The organism is Desulfobacter sp., assembly GCF_050177295.1.
In genome coordinates, this window is sequence record NZ_JBFXHE010000270.1 from 1 (window position 1) to 6,227 (window position 6,227).

Annotated in this window: 7 protein-coding genes; 1 reads left to right on the plus strand and 6 read right to left on the minus strand. The window is 46.9% G+C overall.

The features are described from left to right. Position 1 precedes the first annotated feature (1 nt). Positions 2-1,219, plus strand: coding sequence for a NupC/NupG family nucleoside CNT transporter (locus AB7U36_RS16475; protein WP_428160791.1), 1,218 nt, complete (start codon positions 2-4; stop codon positions 1,217-1,219). Between the two features lie 56 nt (positions 1,220-1,275). Here AB7U36_RS16475 and AB7U36_RS16480 read toward each other — a convergent pair whose 3' ends face one another. From AB7U36_RS16480 to AB7U36_RS16505, 6 genes are all read right to left on the minus strand, one after another. Then, a complete protein-coding gene (locus tag AB7U36_RS16480) occupies positions 1,276-2,241 on the minus strand; it encodes a tetratricopeptide repeat protein (protein ID WP_428160792.1) in 966 nt (321 codons plus the stop codon). Beyond that, on the minus strand, positions 2,238-2,582 hold the full coding sequence (gene yidD / locus AB7U36_RS16485; protein ID WP_428160793.1) for a membrane protein insertion efficiency factor YidD: 345 nt from the start codon (positions 2,580-2,582) through the stop codon (positions 2,238-2,240). The genes AB7U36_RS16480 and yidD overlap by 4 nt, the downstream gene beginning before the upstream one ends. A 139-nt stretch (positions 2,583-2,721) precedes the next feature. After that, positions 2,722-3,588, minus strand: coding sequence for a type II secretion system protein N (locus AB7U36_RS16490; RefSeq protein WP_428160794.1), 867 nt, complete (start codon positions 3,586-3,588; stop codon positions 2,722-2,724). Between the two features lie 53 nt (positions 3,589-3,641). Further along, entirely contained in the window at positions 3,642-5,102 is a 1,461-nt protein-coding gene (locus tag AB7U36_RS16495; RefSeq protein ID WP_428160795.1) for a DNA topoisomerase I, read from the minus strand. 7 nt (positions 5,103-5,109) lie between these two features. Continuing rightward, on the minus strand, positions 5,110-5,523 hold the full coding sequence (locus AB7U36_RS16500; RefSeq protein ID WP_428160796.1) for a hypothetical protein: 414 nt from the start codon (positions 5,521-5,523) through the stop codon (positions 5,110-5,112). Positions 5,524-5,533: 10 nt separating this feature from the next. Beyond that, positions 5,534-6,227, minus strand: a 694-nt coding sequence (locus AB7U36_RS16505) for a ParA family protein (protein ID WP_428160797.1), incomplete at its 5' end; no start/stop codon positions are given.

Sequence of the window (6,227 nt, forward strand, 5' to 3'; positions counted from 1 at the left end):
ACTGTTTGCGTTTTCAGGTATTGCTGTTTTATTAAGCGAGAATAGAAAAAAAATTTCGGCCAGGCTGATTATTTTAGCTATATTTTTGCAACTTGTTCTTGGCATGGTAACGCTGAAGTTTGCATGGATACGCCAGGGTTTTCTTTATTTAAACGGTCTAGTGACCGCTATTTCAAAGGCAACCGGGGAGGGCACAGCCATGGTGTTCGGATACATCGGCGGCGGAGCGCTTCCTTTCCAGGAATCCTATCCCGGGGCTTCGTTTATCCTTGCATTTCAATCTTTGCCCTTGATTCTGGTCATGAGCGCACTATCTGCGCTGCTGTTTTATTGGAAGATTATCCCTGCCGTGGTGCGTTTCTTCAGCGTGATTCTCAATAAAACACTGGGTACCGGCGGGGCTGAAGGCATCGGGATTTCAGCCAATATTTTTGTGGGCATGGTGGAGGCGCCTTTGCTGGTCAAACCGTATTTATCCGCCATGACCCACAGTGAGTTATTTACTTTAATGACTTGCGGTATGGCCACCATTGCAGGCACTGTCATGGTACTTTACGCCACGATTCTTACGCCTGTAATACCCGGTATTTTAGGGCATATTCTTACCGCCTCCATTATCAGTGCACCGGCTGCGATTCTGATTTCAAAAATAATGATCCCTGAAACCAAAGATGTAACAGAGGGCCGCCTGTCCACGCCAACGGTTTATAAAAGCGTCATGGATGCCATTACCAAGGGCACGGTGTCCGGCATTGATCTTATGATCAATATTGTGGCCATGATCATCGTTCTTGTGGCCATGGTGAGCCTGATCAATATGGCACTTGGACTCATACCATTGTTAAAAGGGCAGCCATTCACGCTGCAGCGGATTTTGGGCTGGATCATGGCGCCGGCATCATGGCTGATGGGCATCCCCTGGTCCGAAGCCCCTGCCACCGGCGCTTTGATGGGAACCAAAACCATTCTTAACGAATTCATAGCATACCTTGATTTAGCCCGCATTCCGGCAGGCGAAATAGGTGAACGCAGCCGCATCATTATTTCATATGCCATGTGTGGTTTTGCAAATCCGGGCAGCCTGGGTATTATGATCGGCGGCATGGGTGCCATGGTTCCGGAAAGAAGGGATGAAATCGTATCTTTAGGATTCCGTTCCATCATTGCAGGCACTTTAGCCACATGTATGACCGGAGCTGTTGCCGGGATATTTTTATGAGATAAACCAGTGCCAACAGGTGGAACACACCCGAATCTCATCAATTGTGCCTGATTTCAGAAATCGTGCTTTAATTGCAGGAGAAAAGATTTATTTACCGGGTCAAACCCAGGTTCAACGTCAAAGGTTTTGTCCAGGATTTTTATCTGGGCTGCTTTGTTGTACTTGTGGGCTGCTGTGATGGAACCGTAAATATTGCCTGAATAAAAGCCGGTCTCCACAAAGGTAATGACACCGCCAAGGGCGGGATTGTCATGGTCAAAGGCCGTGTATGCGGCCCAGATTAATCCTGTATTAAAGCAGAAACTGATAAATGCATCTTTATACCGTTCACAATACAGCATGCCACCCCCGGGTATAATGGCCAGAATCCCAGCAAGCACAGGGCTTTTTGCCGGTGCATTCACGGCATGGTCAATGGCTTCCAGTTGCTTTATTACTTTGTATTCCCGCTGTTTTCCAGGACTGATCAGCATTAGATTTTTACGGGCATAGTCAAGCTCATCTTTTCCCGGCGTCACAGTGTTCCGGATATGCATACGGGCAAGTTCCAGGTAAATTCGGTCTTTTGTATCGGTATCCCGGGTCTGTTTTAAATAATTTTGCAGAACAACCTGGGCATAACCCGTGTTTCCCATGGCTTCAAAGGCCTGACTCTGCATAAAGCAGGAGTGCTGTGCCCATGAACTGTCTATATCCTTGGACTGCCGGATAATTGTATCAAACCGCCGGGCAGCCTCATAGTACTGCCCCGAGTAAAACAGAGCAACGCCTGCGGTATAATCGGCACGGTCATGCCTGGGGTCCTGGGGGAAAAAATGGATAAACCGTTTGAACTCGACCTGGGCCGCAGTAAAATCTTTTTGTTCAAAAAGTTTCAGGGCGTAGTCAAACTGCATGTCTGCCGTAATAAAAAGGCCGGGTTGATCATTGGAAAGCGCATGGGCAAATGGTGAACCAAGGCCCCCAAAAAATGCAAGGACGGCCAGGTATATCAGCAGTTCTTTTATTGGATGCGTCATTTTTGCTGATCCGGATTCAAATCCGGCATCGGGCCGGAATCTGAATGATACAGGTTTTTTTCCGGTAAGTTATTTTCAATGGCAGACGGTTTGGGTGAGAACCACCAGAAATCATTGGCACTGACCGGGTCAAAGGTTAGTTCGCGCCCATTGACCCTGACATGGGGAGACAGGCGAACTTCATCCCTGCCGCATCTGAGCAGGCGGTCGCAGGCCATGATCCAGCCAAGGCCAAATCCGTGTTTTTGGATGGCCTGGGCACCATACCGGGAGCAGGACGGAAACATGGGGCAACGGTTGCCGTCAATGCCGGATATATGGTCCTGATAAAATTTAATCACGGGGTTGGTGTTTTTTCTGTGGTTTTCAACGGGGTCCTGGGCCAAAAGTACTTTCGGTATTCCACTTAAAATAAAAATGCCCAAGAACAGTCGGATCAAAAATGTTTTCAATGAGATATCATAAATAATATGCTGCGTATCACTGTTTAACATCATTGATGGAATAAGCGTTATCCTGTCCGCTGAAAACCAGCTCTTGGGATTTCCCCCGCCTGAGGATAGAAATGGTAATATCGGAATGATCGTCGATGCTGTCATCAAAATTTTCAAGATCCTGGGGATCTTGAATTTCAACATCGTCAACGGCCAGGATAACGTCTCCGTTTCGAAGGCCTAAACGCCGGATCACGGAGTCATTCTTGATACTGTAGATCATAACACCTGACGCTTCGCCGTTTTTGAAATAGGGCCGGGTTTTAAACAATGGCTTTGACTGTGATCCCGTATCTGAGATATCCTCCGCTTCCTTCTGGTCCGGTCTGTGATACTGCAGGGGCCTGGGGCTGGAGGCTCTGGCGGAGGGCGTGCGTTTCCGGTCAAGAAGGGGCGACGGCTCTGCATTGACTTCCAGAATCTGATCCTTACCGTTTACGGTTAAAATTACCTTGTTGCGTAATATGGATTTAATGGCAGCATCCTGAATTTTATCATTGACCCGGTATAGATCCTGCTGTTTTTTTTCAAGATCCTCTATCACGGCCCAGCCATCTTGTTTTTTCTGCCCTGTTACCGTCCCCCAAAGGATCAGTTCCAGGCTGGTCTTCTCAAGATGCAGGTTCTCGGGTTCAGACGAATTGTTGTTTTCACCGCCCACCTCTACCTTGAAAAGATTTCGCTGGGTGACCTTTTCTATGATTTTATTTAATTTAACCGGTTCTAAACGATCCGGTTTTGATTTGGGCTGGGTCTGGTCTGTTTTTGGGATATTTGAGACCAGTTGTGTGCCTGGTGTATAGGACTCCGGACTGACCAGGGCATATACCTGGAATGCTACCAGTATTATCAAAGATACTAAAATTATAAAAAATATCGGTTTCATTTTCTATAAGGAAATATTCATCACCGTCTTTTGACTCGTCTGACAAGCTTTTTCTTTTTGGGCGGTTGATCTGACAGTGCGGAAGTTGCGGCCATGTGCTGAACAGGTGCCAGCAGGTTGTCCTGGGAATAGGTGCATGAAGCCCTGGGACATTTAAGTCCCGGGGTGCCCGAAGGTGTGATGAATTCGATTAAATATGGATTTTTGCACAATGGACATTCAAAATGATAGGGTTTATCCCAGGATACGAACCGGCACTCCTTCTGGTCGCAGGAGTAAAAAATTTTCCCTTTGTCCGTGGTCTTTTCTTCGACCCTGCCGTTACTGCACAAAGGACAGGGCATGGCCAGGGTTTGCTCAAAGGCGGCGATTCTGGATTCAATATCATTTTGGTCTGTTGCCTTTTCTGCTTGCCTGGCTGCAAGTTCTTTTGCTTCGGCTTCCTTTCTTACCTCTTCTTCCCTGCGTTTCAACTCTTCTTCAAGTGCGAGGAGTCTGGCTTCCTTTTCAGCCATTTCCTGTTCCCTTGCTGCAAGGGCTTCTGCTTTTTCCTGGACAGCTATAGCGTGAGCCTGGGCCTCTTCTGCAGCCTTTTCTTTTTCTTCAATAATTTTAAGCTGTTCTGCAAGCTCCTGTGCAATATCCTCGGCTTCTTTTATTTGTTTCTCTTTTTCCGCTAACTCTTTGGCCAGTTCTGCGGCTTTCTGGGCTGCCTCTTCAACGTCCCTGGCTTTTTGTTTTTCAGCCTCAATTTCTTCGGGAGTTGGCCCTTTGTCAAAAAGATTTTGAATTCTGACCTTTTCGTGGTAGCCGTCAGTGCGTTGTCTCCTGGTTTTCATAAGCTGGGACAACCTGTTGAGCTTTTCCCTTTTTAACCGGGCTGAAATCTGTTTAGACTGCACAGTGACTGCCTTGTGAACCCCTTTGACCATTTCGGTTGCCCGTTCCTGGGCGCGGTCTTTTGTCACGGAAACGCCACGGGTTTTAAGCGTTGTTTCAAAGCTTTGTTTTGCAAAATCAAGGCGTTTACGGCCGGAATTGACCTCGTCATTTATTTGAAGGATAAAAGCAATCAGATTAAGGCCCTGCATGCCCGGAAACATGGAGTCTAAAAAACCAACCATCATAAAAGCAGGCATTTCGGCTTTAAGCTCACCATTGGAAAGTGTTGTAAGATAGCCGGACCTCAGGACGGATGATACGGCATTGTCAAGGTAATCGTCCTGGTCAAGTCCGATATCCACAAGTTCAGACGTAAGGGTTTTGCGGTTGAAACGTTCCGGAGGAGAGTCTGCATACGCCTTGATTTCACGTTCCCGATCCACGCTGATGGTGATACAGGAGATGGTGGCAAGGTTGAAAGACATCAGCACCATATTGGAATCCACATCAATAAAAGCGGTGATCTCCTTGGCTAGAATTTCATCCAATTGGTTTCTGACAGACTCCCGCTTGGCGCTGCCGCCTTCCTGCATATCCATACTCCCCCTACGCTTTATTGTTAATTTCAGAGATCAAATCAGCGATTTCGACAGCCATCTCCTCTACTTTTTTTTTATCCGGCCCGCCACCAGGCGTTTGAGTTGTGGACGCATTCCGGATTTCCATATCTTCGTTAGCTTCAAGCACCCCTTCTTCCCCGGTGGTTGACATGGATAAACATTCACCACTGCGGTTAAAAATTACCGAAAGGGGAACCTTGATTTGAAAATCAAATTTGTAAGCGATTTCGTTATTATAAACGATAAGATTTCCATCCTTGTATTCAATGTCATCCTGAACTCCAAAATTATGTTTGTCAAGCAGCATCTGCTCAATGACATTCCAGTCAAGTTCGGCATTTATGGTGTCAATAAACTCTTTTTCATTTTTCTGGATGGATTCCGGATTGGTCAGCTTCAATGGGGTCTCCTCATTTTAAATTGAATGCACCGATAATCTCCCGGGCCATGCCAAGATACGCCTGGGAAGCCTGTGATTTAATGTCGTACAAAGAGAGCGGACTGAGGGAGGATTGCTCCTTGTTAAGCATTTCATCGTCAGGGATCATGGTTTTATATATCAGAGGACGAATTTGTTCCAACACTTCGGGAACCGCATGATTTTCCATCTGTTCTTTACGATTGCATCTGTTGAACAGTATACCTGCAATGCCTAACGGTGCATTGTGGGATTTGCGTATGTACCGGACAATTTTAATCAGTGAATGAAAATCACTGACCCAGTCTTCATCCGGGATGACCACTGCTGCAAGCCAGTCTGCTGCGGTCAAGGCGGCGATGCTCAGATAGCCGCAGGATGAAGGCGCATCAAGAATAATGATGTCGTAGTCATGCTTGATTTCATCAATAACAAGGCGAAGAAGCTTTTCGTTGTCTGTGCGCCTGGCAAGTTTAATGGACATGGAAAAAAGACCGAAACCGGCCGGCAGGATATCCAGTCCGTCAATATCGGTTCCGGATACGGCATCATGAACGCGTATTCTGCCGGCCAGCACCTGTGCAAGGTCATGATCATTCCCCTTTGAATCAATCTTACGCCATTGGGATACACTTGCCTGGGGGTCGCAGTCAACCAGCAGCACTTTTTTCCCATAAAGTGCCACA

Excerpts from the sequence above, each read along its gene's own strand:
- AB7U36_RS16480 (WP_428160792.1), bottom strand. The coding sequence starts at position 2,241 with ATGACGCATCCAATAAAAGAACTGCTGATATACCTGGCCGTCCTTGCA.
- AB7U36_RS16495 (WP_428160795.1), bottom strand. The coding sequence starts at position 5,102 with ATGGATATGCAGGAAGGCGGCAGCGCCAAGCGGGAGTCTGTCAGAAAC.